General features: G+C 68.3%; 13 protein-coding genes. 7 read left to right on the top strand and 6 right to left on the bottom strand.

From position 1 onward, the window contains the following. Nucleotides 1-11 precede the first annotated feature (11 nt). Nucleotides 12-1,130 (top strand): GTP-binding protein, encoded by a 1,119-nt coding sequence (locus ASF32_RS01125; protein WP_056422387.1) that lies wholly within the window; start codon nucleotides 12-14, stop codon nucleotides 1,128-1,130. A 138-nt stretch (nucleotides 1,131-1,268) separates the two neighbouring features. Then, on the top strand, nucleotides 1,269-2,123 hold the full coding sequence (locus ASF32_RS01120) for a hypothetical protein (RefSeq protein WP_056422384.1): 855 nt from the start codon (nucleotides 1,269-1,271) through the stop codon (nucleotides 2,121-2,123). 96 nt (nucleotides 2,124-2,219) lie between these two features. Here ASF32_RS01120 and ASF32_RS01115 read toward each other — a convergent pair whose 3' ends face one another. The 5 genes from ASF32_RS01115 to ASF32_RS01095 all read right to left on the bottom strand — a co-directional run bounded on the left by ASF32_RS01115 (nucleotide 2,220) and on the right by ASF32_RS01095 (nucleotide 6,414). Further along, nucleotides 2,220-2,543, bottom strand: a complete 324-nt coding sequence (locus ASF32_RS01115) for an HPr family phosphocarrier protein (RefSeq protein WP_056422380.1) — start codon at nucleotides 2,541-2,543, stop codon at nucleotides 2,220-2,222. Nucleotides 2,544-2,715: 172 nt separating this feature from the next. After that, complete coding sequence (locus ASF32_RS01110) at nucleotides 2,716-3,117, bottom strand: PTS sugar transporter subunit IIA (RefSeq protein ID WP_026597351.1); 402 nt, start codon at nucleotides 3,115-3,117, stop codon at nucleotides 2,716-2,718. Nucleotides 3,118-3,240: 123 nt separating this feature from the next. Next, on the bottom strand, nucleotides 3,241-3,765 hold the full coding sequence (locus ASF32_RS01105; RefSeq protein WP_056422377.1) for an HPr kinase/phosphatase C-terminal domain-containing protein: 525 nt from the start codon (nucleotides 3,763-3,765) through the stop codon (nucleotides 3,241-3,243). Nucleotides 3,766-3,777: 12 nt separating this feature from the next. Then, nucleotides 3,778-5,493, bottom strand: a complete 1,716-nt coding sequence (locus tag ASF32_RS01100) for a sensor histidine kinase (RefSeq protein WP_210348443.1) — start codon at nucleotides 5,491-5,493, stop codon at nucleotides 3,778-3,780. 210 nt (nucleotides 5,494-5,703) lie between these two features. After that, nucleotides 5,704-6,414: a response regulator transcription factor gene (locus ASF32_RS01095; protein ID WP_018046124.1), complete on the bottom strand. Its 711-nt coding sequence runs from the start codon at nucleotides 6,412-6,414 to the stop codon at nucleotides 5,704-5,706. Between the two features lie 338 nt (nucleotides 6,415-6,752). Between ASF32_RS01095 and ASF32_RS01090 the strand changes: the two genes are divergently transcribed. The 4 genes from ASF32_RS01090 to ASF32_RS01075 all read left to right on the top strand — a co-directional run bounded on the left by ASF32_RS01090 (nucleotide 6,753) and on the right by ASF32_RS01075 (nucleotide 14,407). After that, nucleotides 6,753-7,589 carry a DUF2470 domain-containing protein gene (locus ASF32_RS01090; protein WP_082490343.1) on the top strand — a complete coding sequence of 279 codons (837 nt, stop codon included), beginning with the start codon at nucleotides 6,753-6,755 and terminating at the stop codon, nucleotides 7,587-7,589. Between the two features lie 162 nt (nucleotides 7,590-7,751). Further along, nucleotides 7,752-10,700: a response regulator gene (locus ASF32_RS01085; RefSeq protein ID WP_056422371.1), complete on the top strand. Its 2,949-nt coding sequence runs from the start codon at nucleotides 7,752-7,754 to the stop codon at nucleotides 10,698-10,700. A 169-nt stretch (nucleotides 10,701-10,869) separates the two neighbouring features. Then, on the top strand, nucleotides 10,870-12,675 hold the full coding sequence (gene lepA / locus ASF32_RS01080) for a translation elongation factor 4 (protein ID WP_056422367.1): 1,806 nt from the start codon (nucleotides 10,870-10,872) through the stop codon (nucleotides 12,673-12,675). Between the two features lie 187 nt (nucleotides 12,676-12,862). Continuing rightward, complete coding sequence (locus ASF32_RS01075; RefSeq protein ID WP_056422365.1) at nucleotides 12,863-14,407, top strand: sensor domain-containing diguanylate cyclase; 1,545 nt, start codon at nucleotides 12,863-12,865, stop codon at nucleotides 14,405-14,407. 63 nt (nucleotides 14,408-14,470) lie between these two features. On the opposite strand, the gene ASF32_RS01070 is transcribed toward ASF32_RS01075, so the two are convergent. After that, complete coding sequence (locus ASF32_RS01070) at nucleotides 14,471-15,937, bottom strand: methyl-accepting chemotaxis protein (RefSeq protein ID WP_056422362.1); 1,467 nt, start codon at nucleotides 15,935-15,937, stop codon at nucleotides 14,471-14,473. Nucleotides 15,938-16,349: 412 nt separating this feature from the next. Here ASF32_RS01070 and ASF32_RS01065 point away from each other — a divergent pair, with 412 nt between their 5' ends. After that, on the top strand, nucleotides 16,350-19,421 hold the full coding sequence (locus ASF32_RS01065; RefSeq protein WP_056422360.1) for an N-6 DNA methylase: 3,072 nt from the start codon (nucleotides 16,350-16,352) through the stop codon (nucleotides 19,419-19,421). Nucleotides 19,422-19,457: the final 36 nt, after the last annotated feature.

Raw genomic sequence — 19,457 nt, 5'->3', positions numbered from 1 at the left:
AGGGCGGGTTCATGCCGAATCCTTTCTCGACCGCTCCGGTAGACACCGCTTCCCGTCGTCCCGAGCCGATCCCGCTAACGGTCCTCACCGGCTTCCTCGGGGCCGGGAAGACCACGCTCCTCAATCGCATGCTGCGCGATCCGGCCCTGTCGGACACCGTGGTCATCGTCAACGAGTTCGGCGAGATCGGTCTCGATCACCTGCTGATCGAGACGGTGGACGAGGACATGATCCTTCTCGGCGCCGGGTGCTTGTGCTGCACCGTGCGCGGCGACCTCATCGCTACCCTCGAGGATCTGCTGCGCAAACGCGACAACGGACGGATCGCGCCGTTCCGCCGGGTCGTCATCGAGACGACGGGCCTCGCCGACCCGGCTCCGATCCTCCATGCCCTGATCTATCACCCCTATCTCGCCATGCGGTACAGGCTGCAGGCGGTCGTCACGGTTGTGGACGCGATCAACGGCGCAGCCACAATCGACGTTCATCCCGAAGCCCTGCGCCAGGTCGCCGTAGCCGACCAGCTCATTCTCGCGAAGGAGGATCTCCTCTCGGGTGGCAGCGAAGCCTTACGCGCCCGGCTTCATGCCGTGAACCCGATGGCGCCGATCCACGGCCCCGACATCGCTCCGACCGATCTGCTTGGCGGGTTCTTCGGCCTCGATGGCAAGAGCGAGGAGGTCCGGGCCTGGCTCGGCGCTGAAGCCTTCCCGGATCACGATTCCCATCATGGCCACCACCATCACGACGTGAACCGGCACGATGCCGCGATCCGCGCTTTCACACTCACCAGCGACGTGCCGGTAAAGCGGGCGGCTTTCGAGATGTTCCTCGACCTGCTGCGCTCCGGACATGGCCCCAAGCTCCTGCGCTTGAAGGGGCTCGTCGCGCTTGCCGACGAGCCGGATCGTCCCATGGTGGTTCACGGTGTCCAGCACGTGATCCACATGCCGGTCCAACTCGCCGCTTGGCCCGACGAGGACCATCGCTCGCGTCTCGTCCTGATCGTGCGCGATCTGGAGCCCGCCTTCGTCACCGGCTTATGGGATGCCTTCCTCGGACGGCCGAGAATTGATGCGCCCGATGCCGCAGCCCTGACCGCCAACCCATTGGCGATCCCAGGGGCCTGATCCACCAGAAATCTCTGCCAAGACCGTCCCGTTTCAGGAATAATCGGGCGGCATTCGATTTGATTCTATATACCATGCTTCGCCGCGAGGCGAAGAATTCTGTCCCGTTTCGGGACGGATCGGTAGCGGGATCGCCGAATGAAACAGGGGCTGAGCATCATTGAGGGCGGGCTGCTCATAGAGGCGGGTAGCATCGGGGCGGATCACGAACCGGCGGAGTGGCACATCGACCTGCGGCGGCCCAACCTGGTGGAGCCGATCGAAGCCGAGGCGTGGCGTGCATTGCTCACTCGCATCCGCTGGCCGGAACCGATCTACGCGGATCCCGACTACCTGCTCACGGCTGCCGTGCACCAGTCCGGCGGCCGTGACTTGGTCTTTGCCTTTGCCTGGAGCGGGTCGGGCGAGCGCGCTCGCCTGCGCGGCGTCATTCCACTCGCCATGCCGCACGGCCTGTGGGGCAATGGTCGGGTACAGGCCTGGTATCCGCCCGGTCCGGTTCTCGCGCCCACCATCGAACCCGGCTTCCTCGATGAGGTCGAGGCCGCGTTGCGGGCCGCGATCAAGGCGGTCCATCCCCGCTCGACCCTGATCATGGTGCCGTCTCCGGCCGCGCCTGCACCGAAACAGGCGGCCCTTCTCGCACAGCCGGTGCCTGCGGAGGTCGTTCCGGCGAGGGATCGAGTCAGCATCCGCCTTGTCGGACCTTGGGCCCGTGATGGCGTTGAGATCGAGCGCATCACCGAACCCCGCAGCATTCGCGATGCCGTCGAAGCCTATCTCTCTTTCGATGCGCAGGTGTCTGGAAACCCCATCGTCGCGGATCCGTCCGCCTCGTCCATGGTCAGGGTGGTCACGCGGCGCTTCGCCCAGCGTCGCCAGACCAGCGTCGATTTCGCGCGCAAGGACGGCGTCATAGTCGCGGCTGCCCTGCGCCTCGGCGCCGGTCCAGGCTCGATCGTGTGGCGCCAGGCCGAAGCGCGAGCGGCCTGACGCGATCCGCCGGATCGTCCGGCCCAGTTGATGCCGAGTGCGGGACCCGCGACGTCGATCGCCTCGAGAATCGACGTCGGTCTCTCGGAGCGGGCCCTACTCGTCCTCGCCGAACTTGTTGGCGAGAAGGTCTGTGATGGCCGCCAGGCACGCCTCGGCATCGCTACCCGATGCCACCACGGTAATCGAGGTACCTTGTGCCGCACCGAGGGTGAGCAGCCCCATGATCGAACGCCCGCCGACGGTTTCTCCGGAGCGCGTCACCGTCACTGCGGCCTCGAACTTCTCCACGGTCTGCACGAACTTGGCCGAGGCCCGCGCATGCAGGCCTCGCCGGTTGATGACCGGGAGAACCTTCAGGTGGCCGCCATCGGGGACCGGGACTTCGGCCTCGGCATCATCGTCGTAAGAGTCGCTCATGGGCCTGTGCCGTCCCTGTCGCCGGTGCGCCAACGGTAAGCCCGAGGCGACCGGTCCGATCCTCGTTCAGTGATGGCACGGCCACGCCGAGGAAAGGCCGCGCGAAATCGCCACGCTTGCCTGATAAGCCGACAAGGGATGTTTGGGAAAGTCCGATCGTCTCGCGGAAGTGTTATTTGCCGGCGAGGACGCGAGACGCGACGTTGATGTACTTACGACCCGCTTCCTGGGCATGCAGCACCGCATCGCCCAGGGGCTCTGCGTCGCGCACGCTGGCAAGCTTGATCAGCATCGGGAGGTTGATACCGGCCACGACCTCGACAGTCCCGCCATTCATGCAGGAAAGGGCCAGATTCGACGGCGTCCCGCCGAACATGTCGGTTAGCACGACGACGCCTTTACCGGAATCGACGCGATCCACGGCGGAGACGATGTCGAGCCTGCGCAGCTCCATATCGTCCTCGGGACCGATCGTGATCGTCTCGATCTGCTTTTGCGGACCGACCACATGTTCAAGGGCAGCCTTGAACTCCGTGGCGAGCAGCCCGTGGGTGACGAGCACCATTCCAATCATAGACACGTGTTCCGACACCCAGTGGGAGCCGCCATTTTGTGCAGCGCAAGGTCGGGCGCAAGACGAGAGTTGCGTTCTCACGCCTCCTAGCCCCCTGATCATGTCATGTGGGTCGTCGCCACGCTACATGGGAGAGCCGAATTCGCATGAGACGGTGCTGAGGTGCGTCCATGGGGCAACGCTCGCCTGCTCGAATAGGGTATCGAGGACAATTCCCGGCGCCAGCCCCCGGTCGCGAATGCTGCGGTCCAGCATGATTCGGCGAATCGCCACGCCGATGAGATCGACGGAATTGACGGGCGCTTCGGGCAACCGAGGCAGCGTCTCGACGAGATCGACGACGAGCCGGATCACCACCGCATCCGCCAGAGGGAGTGCGCGTGCGAGGCCCAGGCCCCGGACTTCGATGAGGCCATGCAGGGCCGGATGACCGTGCGCGACGATGCGGTCGTGATGCCGATCGAGCCCGATACGGTCGTCGCCGACCAACGCGGCATAGGAGCCGTTCTGCCGAGCCCGGTCGAGAAGGGCGAGGGCCAAGCTCGATTTACCGGCCCCCGATTCGCCCCTGATGAGAAGCCCCGCCTCTCCCATGACGAGGCAGGTGGCGTGGATCGTGACAGCCCGCGAGGAAGTTGGCCGTTCCACGGGCGGGCTCGTCTAGCGGGAAGCGGCGGGGAGGCGCACGACGAACCGCGCGCCGCGCACCGTTGCCTCGCCCTCCTCGTCAGCCGGGCCGGGGCGGTTTTCCGCTCTGATGGTGCCCCGATGGGCCTGGACGATCTGGCGCGAGATCGACAGGCCGAGACCGGAATTCTGACCGAACCCCTGCTCCGGCCGGTCGGTGTAGAAGCGCTCGAAGATCCGCTCCAGGGCATGTTCGGGGATGCCGGGCCCCTCGTCCTCGACGATCAGTTCCACATCGCCGCGGACCCGGCGCAGGGCCACCCGCACCTTGGCGTCCGGGGGCGAGAACGAGCGGGCGTTGTCCAGGAGGTTGTTGACGACCTGACCGAGCCGGCTGTCATGCCCGAAGATCATGAAGGGCGCCTCCACATCGCCGGGGGGCGTGTCCACGTCGAATTGGATGAGGGCGTCCTTCGGGCGTCGGCGCTCGTTGGCGACGGAGACCACCGTGGTCATCAGTTTGTGCAGATCCACCTTGCGCGCCTCGGCGCGGGCGAGTTCCGCGTCTAGACGCGAGGCGTCCGAGATGTCGCTGATGAGGCGGTCGAGGCGCTTCACGTCGTGCTGGATGATGGCGAGCAGGCGCGAGCGGGAATCGTCGGTCTTGGCGAGGGGCAGTGTCTCGACAGCACTGCGCAGGGAGGTGAGGGGGTTCTTCAGTTCGTGGCTGACATCGGCGGCAAAGCTCTCGATGGCGTCGATGCGCCGATAGAGGGCCTGGGTCATGTCCCGCAGGGCGCCTGACAGGTGGCCGATCTCGTCGGTCCTGCCGGTAAAGTCGGGGATTTCTTCCCGTGACTTGATGCCGAGGCGGACCTTCTCGGCGGCGTCGGCGAGTCGCCGGACCGGTCCGGCGATGGCGCCGGCCAGCAGGATCGACAGGACCAGCATGACGGAGGCGGCGATGAGGAAGACCTGGAGCAGGCCGAACCGCTCGGAGGCGATGACCCGATCGATGTCGCCGCCTTGCGTCGAGAGCATCAGGGCGCCTCGGACCGTGCCTGACCGTAGGATCGGAACCGCTACGGAGACGTTCGTCTCGCCGGCCTCGTTGCGGCGGACGAGGGTGCCGCGGGCGCCGCCGAGGGCGACCTGGACTTCCTTCAGACTGTGGCCGCTCGCCGGTCCGACTTCCTCCAGAACCGGCGTCCGAGCGGTGCCGAACAGCTTCGCCTGGATGAATTCCCAGGCCTGTTCCAGCAGGTTGCGCTTGCTCCTAACGACGATGCCGTCGCTGCGGCCCATCTCGCCGCGGGCCGAGAGCGTGCGGGTGTCGAACAGCAGGCCGCCATCCTGGTCGTAGACCCGCGCCCGGTTGCCCGTCGGTGTAATGAGGCGGCGCAGGAGCGGCGCCACCCGCTCGGGGTTGAGGGAGAAGGTGAGCGGGGAGGGGTTGTCGTCGCCCGCACCGCCTTCGCCGGCCTGCAATTGGAGCAGCTTGTCGGGGTCGATGCGGATCGCATCGGTATCCACCGAGGCCGAGGAGGAGATCGCACCGGCGATGATCTCGCCCTGGATCAACAGGCTCTGCACCCGCGCCTGGATCAGCCCCTGCCGGAACTGGTTCAGGTAGAGGAAGCCGAACAGCAGGGCGATCAGCCCGACGAGGTTGAGGACGACGATCCGGCGGGTCAGGCTCGACGAGGCGCGCTGGCCGATGCCGCGCCAGATCGTGCGCGGCAGGGCCAGGAGGCCGCGTTGCGGGGCGTCGGCTTGGTCTTGGGAATCCACGATCGTCCGAGGTTGGAGAGTCGGCCCGGAATGGGCGCCATCGTTGCAGCAAAAGCACCGCCACGGAATGCCCGAAACCACCGCCGCGCGACGGCGAAACTCTTCCGTTCGAGCGGGCGGCGCGTGGCGGTGCCGGGCGGGCGGGAGTTCGGCGTCCGTGCGCCGCGCTCAGCCTTCCTTGAAGCGGTAGCCGACCCCGTACAGGGTTTCGATCATGTCGAAATTGGTGTCGACCACTTTGAACTTCTTGCGCAGGCGCTTGATGTGGCTGTCGATGGTGCGGTCGTCGACATAGACCTGGTCGTCATAGGCCGCATCCATCAGGGCGTTGCGGCTCTTCACGACGCCGGGCCGGTGGGCCAGGGCCTGCAGGATGAGGAACTCGGTCACCGTGAGGGTGACGGCCTCGCCCTTCCAGGTGCAGGTGTGCCGCTCCGGGTCCATCATCAGCAGGCCGCGCTCCAGGGAGCGGGCGGCGGCATCGGCCTCGCGCGCGGCGGCGCCCGGCCCGTCCTTGGGGGCGAAGCGGCGCAGCACGGCCTTCACCCGCTCCACCAGGAGGCGCTGCGAGAACGGCTTATGGATGAAGTCGTCGGCACCCATCTTGAGGCCGAACAATTCGTCGATCTCCTCGTCCTTCGAGGTGAGGAAGATCACCGGCAGGTCGGATTTCTGGCGCAGGCGGCGCAGCAGCTCCATCCCGTCCATGCGCGGCATCTTGATGTCGAAGATCGCGAGGTCGGGCGGGGAGTGTTTCAGCCCGTCAAGGGCCGAGGCGCCGTCGGTATAGGTCTGGATCCGGTAGCCTTCGGTCTCGAGGGCGATCGAGACGGAGGTGAGGATGTTTCTATCGTCGTCCACGAGGGCGATGGTGGGCATTTCGCGTTCCCTGTTGCTCGGATGCGGCCTTCGCGGACGTCAGTTCGCTCATGTCGTCTCCGCATCCCGCCCTCCGAAGACGAGGGCCGGCAAGACGCGCTGGCGAACCATTCGAGAAGCAGGGTCGCATTCGCGCGGAGAGTCAGGCTGTGTAAAGACTTCGGTTGAAAAAAGCGAGCTTGCTCGGTGGATAGATCGGTTTGACGCTTGACTGAGGCCGTCGTGCCGCAGTCCGGCGGCCTCGCGTAAGCGGTCCCAGTACCCCTATCATCGCGATTCTGAATGAAGGCCGGCGGTCGAAAAGTCCGGTCCGAGACCTCTTGAGGGCAGGGTGCACCATGGCTGACGGAAACCGGATCGAAGAGGGTCGGGGCGAGGCGGGAGAGGCACCGCCGCAGCGGCGGGGGCCCGCCGCACCGCTCCCGGCCTCCGAGGCCCCGTTCGATGCGATCGGCCTCGCCCGGCATCTCTTGCGCAGCATCCGCTCCGGGGCGCTGGCGAGCCTCGACGCCCAGGACGGGACGCCCTTCGCCTCGCTGGTGACGATCGCCACGGATGTGGACGGCACGCCCCTGATGCTGCTCTCGCGCCTCTCGGCCCATACGCGCAACCTCCTGGCCGATCCCCGCGCCTCGCTGCTGTTCAGCGCCGGCGGCAAGGGCGATCCCCTGGCCCATCCCCGGCTCACCGTCACCGGCCGCGTCAGCCGGACCACGGAGCCGCGCATCCGCGAGCGCTTCGTCGCCCGCCACCCGAAGGCGAAGCTCTATGCGGACTTCCCCGATTTCGGCTTCTTCGCCCTCGAACCCAGCGCCGGGCATCTCAACGGGGGCTTTGCCAAGGCGGCCACGCTGACGCCCGCCGAACTCCGCCTCGACCTGTCGGGGGCCGAGGCCCTGATCGCCGGCGAGCGCGGGGCGGTGGAGCACATGAATGCCGACCATGCCGACGCCCTCGCCCTCTACGCGAAGGGCGAGGGCGGCGGCGACGGACCCTGGCGCCTGACCGGCCTCGATCCCGAGGGGATGGACCTCCTGGCCGGCGACCGGACCGCGCGCATCCGCTACCCCGCGCCGGTCACCGACATGGGCAGCCTGCGCAAGGTCCTGGTGGAGATGGCCGCGAAGGCCCGCGGCGCGGAGGAGGATCGCGGCCCGGTTCCGAGCGGCGGTTGAACCGGGCCTTCCGCCACGCAAGCGACGGGCCTGCCGCTACGCAATCGAAACGACTCCGCGTTTAGGTGAGGCGAGGCAGGCCTCCCGTCGGGACGCCCATCGGCAGGGTGGCGAGCGGTGATCGGAGGCAGAGAGCGGAGGCAACACTCGGCCGTGGCGACCATGATGGTCTTTGCCCTGGCCATCGCGCTTCCTCTCATGGTGCTCACCGTCATCACCACGGATTGGTATGTCGCGGCGGAACGCGCTCGCCTGCAGACGATGGGGCAGCTCACCGGAGACCACCTCCGCGAGCGCCTCGACCGCGATCTCTCCGAGATGAGCGCGATGGCCAGGACCCTGGCGACCTCGCCCTCCATCGACGCCCAGGATTGGGCGCGGTTCGACGCCCAGGGCCGGGCGCTGGTGGACACCACCGAGTTCACCGTGTCCCTTACCCGCTTCGACGGCCGCCACATCGTGAATACGCGTGTGCCCGCCGGTCAGCCCATGCCGACCTCTCCCCGGCCCGACATCGTCGCGGCGCTGCTCGCCACCCGGCTTCCGGTCATCTCGTCGGCCGTCAAGAGCGCGGTGACCGGGGCCGACATCATCCTGATCTGCGCCCCGGTCCTGCGCGGCGGCCCACCGGACATGTACGTCTCCGTCGCCGTGCGGGTGGATCACTTCGCCCCGCTGATCGCCCAGGCGGCGATCGACGATTCGTTCGCGGCCGTCTTCGTCGATGGCGCGCAACACGTGATCGCGCGAACGAGCGATGTGCCGAAACCGTCCGCATCGCCGGCCGGCAGCCCGTTTCCACCCATGTCGAAGCTCCAGCTGCTGGAGGATTGGGAGAAGGCGGAAGCGAGCGTCATGGAGTTCCGCCATCGCTCCGGCGTCTCCGACTGGACGGTGGTGACCGGGCTGGACCGGGACGCGTTCGAGGTTCCCCTGCGGCGGTCCCTCGTGATCCTGGCCCTTCTCGCCTTCGCGCTGCTGGGCAGCGGCGGGATCGTCGCCTGGCTTTATGCCCGTCAGGTGGCGAAGGCGGTGCGAGCGCTGCGGCGGGCCGTCAAGGCGATCGGGCGGGGCGAGACCGTCGAGCCGCCCTCCAGCCAGATCCGCGAGGTGAACCAGATCGGCCTGGCCCTCGTGACGGCAGCCCGCGTCTCGGCCGAGCAGCGCGCCACCATCGCGGAGGCCAACGCCCTCCTGGAGGTCCGGGTGGCCGAGCGCGGTCGTGAGCTCGCGGCGAGCCAGGAGCATTACCAGCTCCTCGCCGAGACCATGACCGACGTCGTCATCCTGCGCCATGCCGATTGGCGCATCGCCTATGTGTCGCCCTCCGGAGCGGCGCTGTTCGGTACGGAAGGGCCGGATTTCGATCCGCGCGCGCGCATCCACCCCGACGACCTGGCCGCCTTCTCGGCCGCGGATGCCCGCCTCGGCCCCGACCGGCCGAGCATCGTCTCCCTGTTCCGGATGCGCCATGCGGATGGCCGCTGCATCTGGATCGAGGCGGTCAACGACCTTCTCACCTCGGCGGAGCCGGGGGACCCCAACGTGATCTCCACCCTGCGGGACGTGACGAAGCGGCAGGATCAGGCCGACGAGCTGCGCATGGCCCGCGACGCCGCCGAACTGGCCCAGGCCAAGGCCGAGAATGCGAGCCGGGCGAAATCCGAGTTCATGGGCCTCGTGAGCCACGAGATCCGGACCCCCCTGACGACGATCAAGGGCTTCACCGACCTCCTCGCACACACGACCGGGCTCTCGACCGATCAGGTCCGCTATCTCGCCCTCGTCGGGGCGGCCACCGATTCGCTCATCGGCACGGTGGACGATGTTCTCGACTATGCCCGGGCCGGGCAGGGCGACCTGCGCCTCGACCGTGTCCCCCTCGACTTTCCCGCCCTGGTGAGGGGGGCGGCCGATCTGGTGCGGCCCATGGCCGAGGCGAGGGGTGTCGCGATCGACGTGACCGTCACCTGCGAAGGCTCCCGCCACGTCCTCGGCGACGAGCGCCGCCTGAGGCAGATCCTCCTCAACCTGCTCCAGGACGCCATCGGCACGCTGCGCCGGGGCAGCGTCGCCCTCGCGCTGCAGGGTCCGCGCGGCGGCGAGCCCGTCGAGCGCTGGCGCGTCTCCGTCACCGCGCAGGCCGACGAAGACCCGGAACAGGCCGCGTCCCGCACCGTGGCTCTCGATGGCAGCGGCCTCGGTTTCATCATCGCCCAGCGCCTCGTCGGCCTGATGGGTGGCGGGCGCATCGACAGGAGCACACCGCAGGGCGAGACGGCGGCCTACCGGCTCTCCCTCTCCCTGGCGCCGGCGCCCGTCCTGACAGACGCCGCCCCGGTCCCCAGCCCGGCCGCGACCGGGGCGGGCCGCATCCTCGTGGTGGAGGACAACCCGATCAACCGGGAGGTCGTCCAGGCGATGCTGCATCGTCTGGGCTACGGCGTCGACATGGTCGCCGACGGAGAGGCGGGCATCCGCGCGGTCCAGGCCAGCGCCTACGACCTCGTCCTCATGGATGTGTCGCTGCCCGGAATGGACGGGACCACGGCCATCCGGCGCATCCGCTCCCTGCAGCACCCGGCGCGCCGGGTGCCGATCGTGGCCATGAGCGCCAATCTGATGCCGGACCGGGTCCGGGACCTCACGGGAGCCGGCGCCAACGGCTATCTCGGCAAGCCGTTCGATCTCCCGACCCTGTCGCGGGCGGTGGCCGAGCAGATCTCTTCCATCGTGCTGCGGGAGCGGGACGAGAGCATGCCGATGCCGGAACGGCCGCCGATCTTCGACCGGGCGGCCTTCGACGCCCTGATCGCCGAGATCGGCGCGGAGGCGGCCCGCGAGGCGGTGCGCGCCTTCGTCCGGCGCCTCGACCATTCCGCGGTGGACCCGGGCGCGGCCGATGCGGAATCACTCGCCGCCGAGGCCGACAGGACCGGATTCCGCGACCTCGCCAAGGCCTACCGGACGCTCGCCGCGCTTTCCCCCGGTGCCGCGCGCGACGAGGCCGAGGGGCGATGCCGCGTCGCCCGCGACCTGATGAACCGCATGGTCCACGAGATCACCGGGCCGACCATGCCCGAGATCCGCCAGACGGTGGCTTTGCTCTGAGAGCTGTCACGCCCTCCGCTACAGGGCGCGACCACGTGCTGACGCGGCTCCGCTTGGCGTGCCGGGGCCACACTGCTATCTCCCGACACGCGTCCACACACCGAAAAGCCGTGCGCCGGGCCCGTCCTTACGCCGACGGACCGCGACCGCGCCGGAGACAGACCCCTCGATGACCACCGTCCCCATCGACAACATCCGTAATTTTTCCATCGTCGCGCATATCGACCACGGCAAGTCGACGCTGGCGGATCGGCTGATTCAGACCACCGGCACGGTGGCGCTCCGTGACATGAGCGAGCAGATGCTCGACTCCATGGACATCGAGAAGGAGCGCGGCATCACCATCAAGGCGCAGACCGTGCGCCTCGAATACAAGGCGGAGGACGGCAAGAACTACGTCCTCAACCTGATGGACACCCCCGGCCACGTCGACTTCGCCTACGAGGTCTCGCGCTCGCTCGCGGCCTGCGAGGGCTCGCTGCTGGTGGTGGACGCGTCCCAGGGCGTCGAGGCGCAGACGCTGGCCAACGTCTACCAGGCGCTCGACGCCAACCACGAGATCGTGCCCGTCCTCAACAAGATCGACCTGCCGGCCGCCGAGCCCGAGCGCATCCGTGCCCAGATCGAGGAAGTGATCGGCATCGACGCCTCCGAGGCGGTGGCGATCTCGGCGAAGAGCGGCCTCAACATCGAGGCGGTGCTGGAGGCCATCGTCAAGCGCCTGCCGCCGCCCAAGGGCGACCGCGACGCGCCCCTCAAGGCCCTGCTGGTGGACAGCTGGTACGACGTCTATCTCGGCGTCGTCGTGCTGGTGCGCATCGTCGACGGCGTGCTCAAGAAGGGCATGAACATCCGCATGATGCGGGCCGACGCCGTGCACGGCGTCGACAAGATCGGCGTGTTCCGCCCGAAGATGGCCGATATCGGCGAGCTCGGCCCCGGCGAGGTCGGCTTCTTCACCGGCTCGATCAAGGAGGTCGCCGACACCCGCGTGGGCGACACGCTCACGGAAGACAAGCGCCCCTGCAAGGAGATGCTGCCGGGCTTCAAGGACGTGCAGTCGGTCGTGTTCTGCGGGCTCTTTCCGGTGGATGCCGCCGAGTTCGAGACCCTGCGCAGCGCCATGAGCAAGCTGCGCCTCAACGATGCGAGCTTCTCCTACGAGATGGAGACCTCGGCGGCGCTCGGCTTCGGCTTCCGCTGCGGCTTCCTCGGGCTGCTGCATCTCGAGATCATCCAGGAGCGCCTGGAGCGCGAGTTCAACCTCGACCTGATCTCCACGGCCCCTTCCGTGGTCTATCGCCTGCAGATGACCGACGGGACGATCAAGGAGCTGCACAACCCGGCCGACATGCCGGACGTGATGAAGATCACCGCCATCGAGGAGCCCTGGATCCGGGCCACCATCCTCACCCCCGACGAGTATCTCGGCGGCGTGCTCAAGCTCTGCCAGGACCGGCGCGGCACCCAGGTCGACCTCAACTACGTCGGCAAGCGCGCCATGGTGGTGTACGACCTGCCCTTGAACGAGGTGGTGTTCGACTTCTACGACCGCCTGAAATCGATCTCGAAGGGCTACGCCTCGTTCGACTACCACATCTCGGATTATCGCGAGGGCGACCTCGTGAAGATGTCGATCCTCGTCAATGCCGAGCCGGTGGACGCCCTCTCGATGCTGGTCCACCGCAGCCGCGCCGAGCATCGCGGCCGGGCCATGTGCGAGAAGCTGAAGGACCTGATCCCCCGCCACCTGTTCCAGATCCCGGTCCAGGCGGCGCTCGGCGGCAAGATCATCGCCCGCGAGACCATCAAGGCCCTCTCCAAGGACGTCACCGCCAAGTGCTACGGCGGCGACATCTCGCGCAAGCGCAAGCTCCTCGACAAGCAGAAGGAGGGCAAGAAGAAGATGCGCCAGTTCGGCCGCGTGGAGATCCCGCAGGAGGCGTTCATCGCCGCGCTGAAGATGGACGATTGAGGAAGGCCGGAGGCGGGGCACCGTCTGTTTTCAACCCCAGGTAGCGCTGCCGGGTTCGGCAACCTGGCCTTAAGACATCCGGCTTACGATGCCTCGTCCTAGGTATCGTGACAGGGACGGCGTCCTGGCGGGAGCGAGGGCGGCGTTGTCAGAACCAAGACCCCGAGGGGGCTTGGGAGGGGGTGAGATGATCCTGGTGCGACGACTCGCTCGCAGGTTCCAGTCGGCGCATACGTGGATCGCCTTCGGAATCCTGGCGCCTGTGGGCATGCTCGTCGTGTCGGCCATCATGTTGCTCGACCTCCGGCAGGATGCCTGGGAGAAGGCCGAGCAGACCTCCCAGAACCTGCTGCAGGTCATCGAACGCGACATCGCCCGCAACATCGAGATCATCGATCTCTCGCTGCAGGGCGTCATCGAGAACCTGAAACTGCCCGCTCTGGCCAATCTCTCGCCCGACCTGCGTCAGCTGATCCTGTTCGACCGGGCCACCACCGCGCAGGATATCGGCGTGATCCTCGTCCTCGACGAGAAGGGCGACAGTATCCTCGACGGCCAGGCCATCCCGGCGCGCCCCGTCAACAATTTCGACCGCGACTATTTTCAGGCCCACAAAGCCCGGGCCGGCCTCGGCCTCCTCATCAGCCGGCCGCTGCTGTCGCGCCTGACCGGCGCTCGTGTGATGGTGCTGAGCCGCCGTGTCGACAAGCCGGACGGGTCCTTCGGCGGGGTGGTGCTGGGCACGCTCAAGCTGTCGTATTTCACGCGGCTGTTCGATCGCCTCGGCCTCGGCAGCGAGGGCGCGATCAACCTGTACCTGCGCGATGGCACGCGCATTATGCGCTACCCGTATATCGATTCCCAAATCGGGCTGAGCATCGCCGGCTCGTCCAATCTGCAACGATTCGTGCGGGAGGGCAGCGGCAGCTTCGTCGCCCCATCCGCCCGCGACGGGGTCGAGCGGAACTATGCCTTCACGCAGGTCGCGACCTTGCCGCTGATCCTCAACGTCGCCCTGGCGGTGAACGAGATCGAGGCCGAATGGCGCGCGAAGGCGATCGTCATCAGCGCCATCGTGGTGGTGCTGTGCGGCCTGACCATCGGCCTCTCGCTCCTGTTCGGCCGGGAGTTGGAGCGGCGCACCGCGATGCAGATCGAACTCGCCCGCCAGTCGCGCACCGATGCGTTGACCGGCCTGCCCAATCGCCGCCGGTTCGAGGAGGCCCTGGCCGCCCTGCGCAGCGACGCCGCCCTCGCGACCCGTCCCTTCGCACTTCTGGCCATCGATGCCGACCACTTCAAGCGTTTCAACGACCGCTACGGGCATGCGGTGGGTGACGACGTGCTGCGCGGCCTCGCCCGGTGCCTGCTGGAGAGCATCCACCGGCCCGCCGACATCGTCTGCCGGGTGGGCGGCGAGGAATTCGTGATCCTGCTGCAGGACGGCGACAAGGACGAAGCCCTGCGCATCGCCGAACGGGTCCATGCCAGGGTGGCGCTTCTGTCGGTGGAGGCGGCCGGGATCGAAGCCGGATCGGTGACCGTGAGCATCGGCGTCGCGACCATGGGCGCGCCCGCGACCGATCCCCTGGCGCCATCGGACCTGTACAGTCTCGCCGATGCGGCCCTCTACGAGGCCAAGGCCAACGGCCGCAATCAGACCCGCTGCGTCGAGCGCCGTCGCGGGGAGGCGGACCGGCGGCAGGCGAGCTTTCGTCTGGCGGGCGCCTGACAGAGCGCATCACCACCCCCGGTCGATGCGGAGCGGTTGGGACCGCGATCCCAGCACAGGCCTTCAACGGGCCGAGACGGCCAGTTGCCGCGTCGCTTCGCCGAGGTCGCGACCTTGGTCGCGCAGGTGGCCGGAGGTCGCCCCGAGGGCCTGTGACGAGGCCAGCGCCTCCTCGGTCGTGGCGCGCAGGGCGTCGAGGTGGCGGGTCGCTTCGAGGATCGTGCCGCGCACCCGCGACACGCCTTCGGCGATGCCGCCCGCAGCCTCCTGGTGGGAGGCGCTGACGCGGGAAATGTCGGCAGCGCTGACGCGGACGGATGTCACCTCGTTCCGCACCGAGGCGAGGGAGGCGGTCGATTGGGCGGCGACCTCCCTGAGGCGACCGATCTGCTGCGAGATCTCGGCTGTGGCGGTGCTGACCCGGTTCGAGAGGTCCTTCACCTCCGCGGCCACCACCGAGAAGCCACGTCCGGCGTTGCCCGCGCGGGCCGCCTCGATCGTGGCGTTGAGGGCCAGGAGGTTGGTCTGGGCAGCGATGGTGCCGATGAGGTCGCTGATCTGCCCGATACCGGCGATTCGCTCCTGGAGTTCGGAGAAGACGTCCACCGCCTGATCCAGGATGCCGCCCGTCCGGTCGGCGATGATCTCGACCTGCCCGGCATGGGCGCTCGCCTCGCGCGAGAGCGCGACGAGGCCCTGAGCGGCATCCGACACGCCGTCGATGTCGCGGGAGGCGGCGAGGTTCGCCCGGTCCGCCTGGGCGCGGCTCTCGTCCACGGTCTCGGCCACGGCGAGGACCGTGCGGGCGCCCGCCTCCACCTGCATCGTCGTGTCCGCGAGCCCGGAGGCGATCCCGTCGAGGGCCGCCATGAGCGAGCGGACGCGCTCGCGCTGGGCATGGTCGGTGATCGTGATGGCGAGGCGGTCGGCCACGTAGGCCATCAGTTCGAGCAGGGCTTCGCTCAACTCCGCCTTCTCGCGGGAGAAGAATTCCAGCACGATCTCGACCCGGTCGCCGATGCGGACCGGGAACATGAAGCAGCCGCGTACGCCGTTTTCCCGCGCCGCCGTCGCCCGGACGAAGCCGGGCACAACCGTCACGTCCTCGCAGGAGATCGCGCGTCCCTCCGCGCAGACGCGCCCCACCAGCCCTTGGCCGGGGGCGAAGACCGCCCGCTCCGAACTTGCGACGAAGGCGTCCGCCCGCCCCGGCTCGTCGGACGGGGCGAGGTACCACGCCCTCATCGAGACCATTCCGCCCGCGGCGCCCATTCCACCCGCGTCCACGCCGTCCTGATCCATGCGTCGGTAGGCATGGGCGATCGGCCATTCGGTGAAGCGGCCGACGATGGCGAGGCAATCGACGATAGCGGTTTCCGGCGTCGGCGCGTTGGTGCAGGCACGCGAAATCGCGTTCAGGAAGGCGAGCACCGCGCCGAGGTCGTGCGACAGCATCCCGGCCGCAAGCGGGTTCTCTTCCCGCCGCCGACCGGTCCTGCCGAGCCATCCGCCGACGATCGACCTGACCATGAAACCCTCATGCGAGCCTTGCGAGCCTGTCGGTCCGGGCGACCGGAAGCCGGGCCCGGTCGGCAGCCTCTTTACAGCCGGAACTTAGCGTCCGTTTCCTTGATCAAGCCTTCGGTTCATCCCGCGCGACTGGGTAATTTGGTATCAATCCTGCGCAAATTCTCATCAAAGATCAGGCGCGACCTTCCACGGTGCCGCGAGTTCATGGCGGTTCCGGTCCGTGCGGAATTCAGGACGTACCCGCGACGGGTTTCCTCCAGGCTCACCTCGCCATCCTCGATCGCCTCTCCGCGCTTCGCCCTTCGCTCTTCGCCCCTCGGCAAGTGCGGCCTCCCCACAGACATCGTGCGCTCGACCCTTGATGGACAACCTGAGGTATACTAACCCGCTCTTCTCTCCTGAGGAGGCGTGGATGTCGATCGACGGTGATTCCCTGAGCGCGATCGTCGCGGAACTCTCGATCCGTCCGGGACATGAGAAGGTCAGGGCGCTGCTCTACCGCCTGCTGACCGAGGCGCTGGGCGCCAAGAGCGAGCAGATCTTCTTCGAGAGAAAGATACCTGAGGTTAGGGGCCGTCTCGATGCCCTGCTCGGCCGGACGATCATCGAGATCAAGTCCGACCTGCGCCGGGAGGGCAAGGAGGCCGAGGCCCAGCTCACCCGCTACCTGCCCGAACGCGAGGGGGCCACCGGTCAGCGTTACGTGGGGCTCGCCACCGACGGCGCCTGCTTCGTCGCCTACGAGATGCGGGAGGGCGTCCTGGTGCGGCTCACCGAGCACGAGGTGAGGCTGGCGGATGCCCGTGGCCTCACCGCCTGGCTCGAAGGTGTCATCGCCGTCCTCGACTGGCTGCCGGCGGACGCGGCCGGGATCACCAACGAGCTCGGCCGCCAGAGCGCCGCCTTCGCGCGGACCCTCGGCCTCCTCGCCAAGGCCTGGGAGGCGCTGGCGGCGGACCCCGAGGCGGTCCTGAAGCGGCAGCTCTGGTCGCGCCATCTCGGCTTCGTCTACGGCAAGGCCATCGACGACGACACGCTCTGGCTCCAGCACACCTACCTGGTCATCCTCGCCAAGGCGATCGCCGCCGGAACCATGGGCGCCACCGGGCGCTCGCCCGAGGATCTGCTGTCGGGGCGCGCCTTCCACGAGGCGGGGGTCCACGGCGCGGTGGAGACGGATTTCTTCGGCTGGGTGATCCAGGCGCCGGGCGGGGAGGCCATCGTCGCCAGCCTGGCCGCGCATGCCGCCCGGTTCGACCTCGGCAGCGTCGATGTCGACCTTCTGAAGGTGCTCTACGAATCCCTCATCGATCCGGCGCAGCGCCACGATCTCGGTGAATATTACACCCCCGACTGGCTCGCCCGGAAGGTGGTGCGGCGTGCCCTCGACCGGCCGGCCGAGCAGACCTGCCTCGATCCCGCCTGCGGCTCGGGCAGCTTCCTGTTCCACGCCGTGCGCCTCAAGCGCGAGGCCCTGATCGCGGCGGGCGTGCCGCTCACCGAGATCGCGTCGCGCTGCTGCGCCTCGGTCACGGGGCTGGACGTCCATCCGGTGGCCGTCATCTTCGCCCGCGTCACATACTTGCTGGCGCTCGGCGACGCCCTGCCGGGGCGAGGCGGCGACATCTCCCTGCCGGTCTATCTCGGCGATGCGCTGCAATGGAACGTGAAGCGCGACGCGTTCGAGAGCGACCTCGTGGTCGAGGTGCCGCGCGACCCCCGCGAGGGCCGCAAAGGCGCGCCGACCCTGCGTTTTCCCCTCGGCCTCTGTGCCGATCCGCCCCTGTTCGACCGCGTCGTCACCGCCATGCACGATGCCAGCGAGGCCGGCCGCACGGCGGACGCCTTCGCGCGCGGGCTCGCGGGGCTCGGCGTCGCGGCGGAGCAGCACGCGACGCTCGTCACCACCTTCACGATCTACGACCGCCTGCGCCGGGCCGGGCGCGACCATGTCTGGGGCTTCTTCGCCCGCAACCTCAGCCGCCCGGTCGCGCTCTCGGACGGCGCCAGGGTCGATGTCGTCATCGGCAACCCGCCCTGGCTGTCCTACCGCTACATGGCGCCCGCCCTGCAGGCCCTGTTCCGGGATACCGCGCGACGGCTCGGCATCTGGGTCGGCCCCGACGAGGCGCGGCTGGTGACGCAGACCGATCTGTCGGGCCTGTTCTTCGCACGCGCCGCGGAACTCTATGTCCGGCCGCCGGAGGGCGACCGCCCGGGCGGGCGGGTCGCCATGGTGCTGCCGCTGGCCGCCATGAGCCGGGGCCAGTTCCGCGCCTTCCGCACCGGGGACTGGACCGAGGTCCGTGTCGCGTTCTCGGACGCCTGGGTTCTCGACAATCAGGCTGTCTCGCCCCTGTTCAGGGTTCCCACCTGCGTCCTGTTCGCCGATGTCACGGCGGGGGAGGCCCGGCCGACGCCCATGCGGGTCACGGCTTTCGCCGGGCGCCTTCCCTTCAAGGACGTACCCGAGGAGGTGGCGGATCGCTGCCTGCGGCAGGATCAGGCCGATGCGCCGGTGGCGGCGAGTTTCGAGGCCGGGTCGCCCTATCGCGGCGTGTTCCGGAACGGCGCGACTCTCTATCCGCGTATCCTGTGTCTGGTGACGCGCGTTCGCGGCAGCAAGATCGGCGTCAGCCCGAGTTCGCCCATCGTCTGCAGCGAGGAGCGTGAGCGCAAGGGCGAGTGGAAATCGGTCACCGGATTGCGCGGCTCGATCGAATCGTCGTTTCTGCGTCCCGTCTATCTCGGCGAGTCGATCGCCCCGTTTCGTGTCCTGTCCCCAGCGGAAGGCATCGTCCCGGCCACCACCGGGGGAACGGTCCTATCTTCGGTACAGGCCAGCGAAAGAAACCTTCCCGGCCTCGCCAAATGGCTCGCCGAGGCGGAGCGGCTCTGGACCGAGCTCGGCTCCGAGAAGGTGTCGCTCAAGCAGCAATTCGACCATTACGGGAAGCTGTCGAGCCAGATCCCCGTCGCGCATCAGCGCGTGGTCTTCGCCAAGGCCGGATTATGGCCCGCGGCCTGTATCGTCAGGGATCGCCGGGGAATCATCGACCACAAACTCTACTGGGCGGACATTCCTTCCGAGGACGAAGCCCGCTTCCTCATCGCCATCCTCAACAGCGAGGCGGCTCGCATCCGCATCGCCCATCTGCAGAGCCGGGGTGAGCAGGGCGCGCGGGACTTCGACAAGCTGATGTTCACGCTTCCGATCCCCCGCTTCGACCCGCGCGAGGCGGTCCATGCCGGGCTGGCGGCGGAAGGTGCGGTGGCGGAGGAGGTGGCGGCCGCCGTCGCGCTGCCCATGGGGGCCTCGTTCCAGAAGGCGAGGGCCCTGGTGCGGGACGCCTTGCGGGAGGAGGGCGTGTCGGCCCGCATCGACGCTTTGGTGGAGACGCTCCTCGGGCCTGATCCGCGCCTCGCCCTGCCGGACGACGAGGCCGTTCCCGCCCGCGACGAGGAGGAGACCGTCGACGCCTGATACCGAGGCCCGGCGGACGACCGCTGCCGCACGGAC

Source organism: Methylobacterium sp. Leaf91 (genome assembly GCF_001422815.1).
Taxonomy (GTDB): Bacteria; Pseudomonadota; Alphaproteobacteria; order Rhizobiales; family Beijerinckiaceae; genus Methylobacterium.
Note: the sequence above shows the minus strand (reverse complement) of the source record. Positions and strands in the feature narration are given on the sequence as shown.

Coding starts and splice junctions, on each gene's coding strand:
- ASF32_RS01125 (WP_056422387.1), top strand. CDS start 12: ATGCCGAATCCTTTCTCGACCGCTCCGGTAGACACCGCTTCCCGTCGT.
- ASF32_RS01090 (WP_082490343.1), top strand. CDS start 6,753: ATGGCTGACGGAAACCGGATCGAAGAGGGTCGGGGCGAGGCGGGAGAG.
- ASF32_RS01115 (WP_056422380.1), bottom strand. CDS start 2,543: ATGAGCGACTCTTACGACGATGATGCCGAGGCCGAAGTCCCGGTCCCC.
- ASF32_RS01070 (WP_056422362.1), bottom strand. CDS start 15,937: ATGGTCAGGTCGATCGTCGGCGGATGGCTCGGCAGGACCGGTCGGCGG.
- ASF32_RS01075 (WP_056422365.1), top strand. CDS start 12,863: ATGATCCTGGTGCGACGACTCGCTCGCAGGTTCCAGTCGGCGCATACG.
- ASF32_RS01065 (WP_056422360.1), top strand. CDS start 16,350: ATGTCGATCGACGGTGATTCCCTGAGCGCGATCGTCGCGGAACTCTCG.
- ASF32_RS01095 (WP_018046124.1), bottom strand. CDS start 6,414: ATGCCCACCATCGCCCTCGTGGACGACGATAGAAACATCCTCACCTCC.
- lepA (WP_056422367.1), top strand. CDS start 10,870: ATGACCACCGTCCCCATCGACAACATCCGTAATTTTTCCATCGTCGCG.
- ASF32_RS01120 (WP_056422384.1), top strand. CDS start 1,269: ATGAAACAGGGGCTGAGCATCATTGAGGGCGGGCTGCTCATAGAGGCG.
- ASF32_RS01085 (WP_056422371.1), top strand. CDS start 7,752: ATGATGGTCTTTGCCCTGGCCATCGCGCTTCCTCTCATGGTGCTCACC.
- ASF32_RS01110 (WP_026597351.1), bottom strand. CDS start 3,117: ATGATTGGAATGGTGCTCGTCACCCACGGGCTGCTCGCCACGGAGTTC.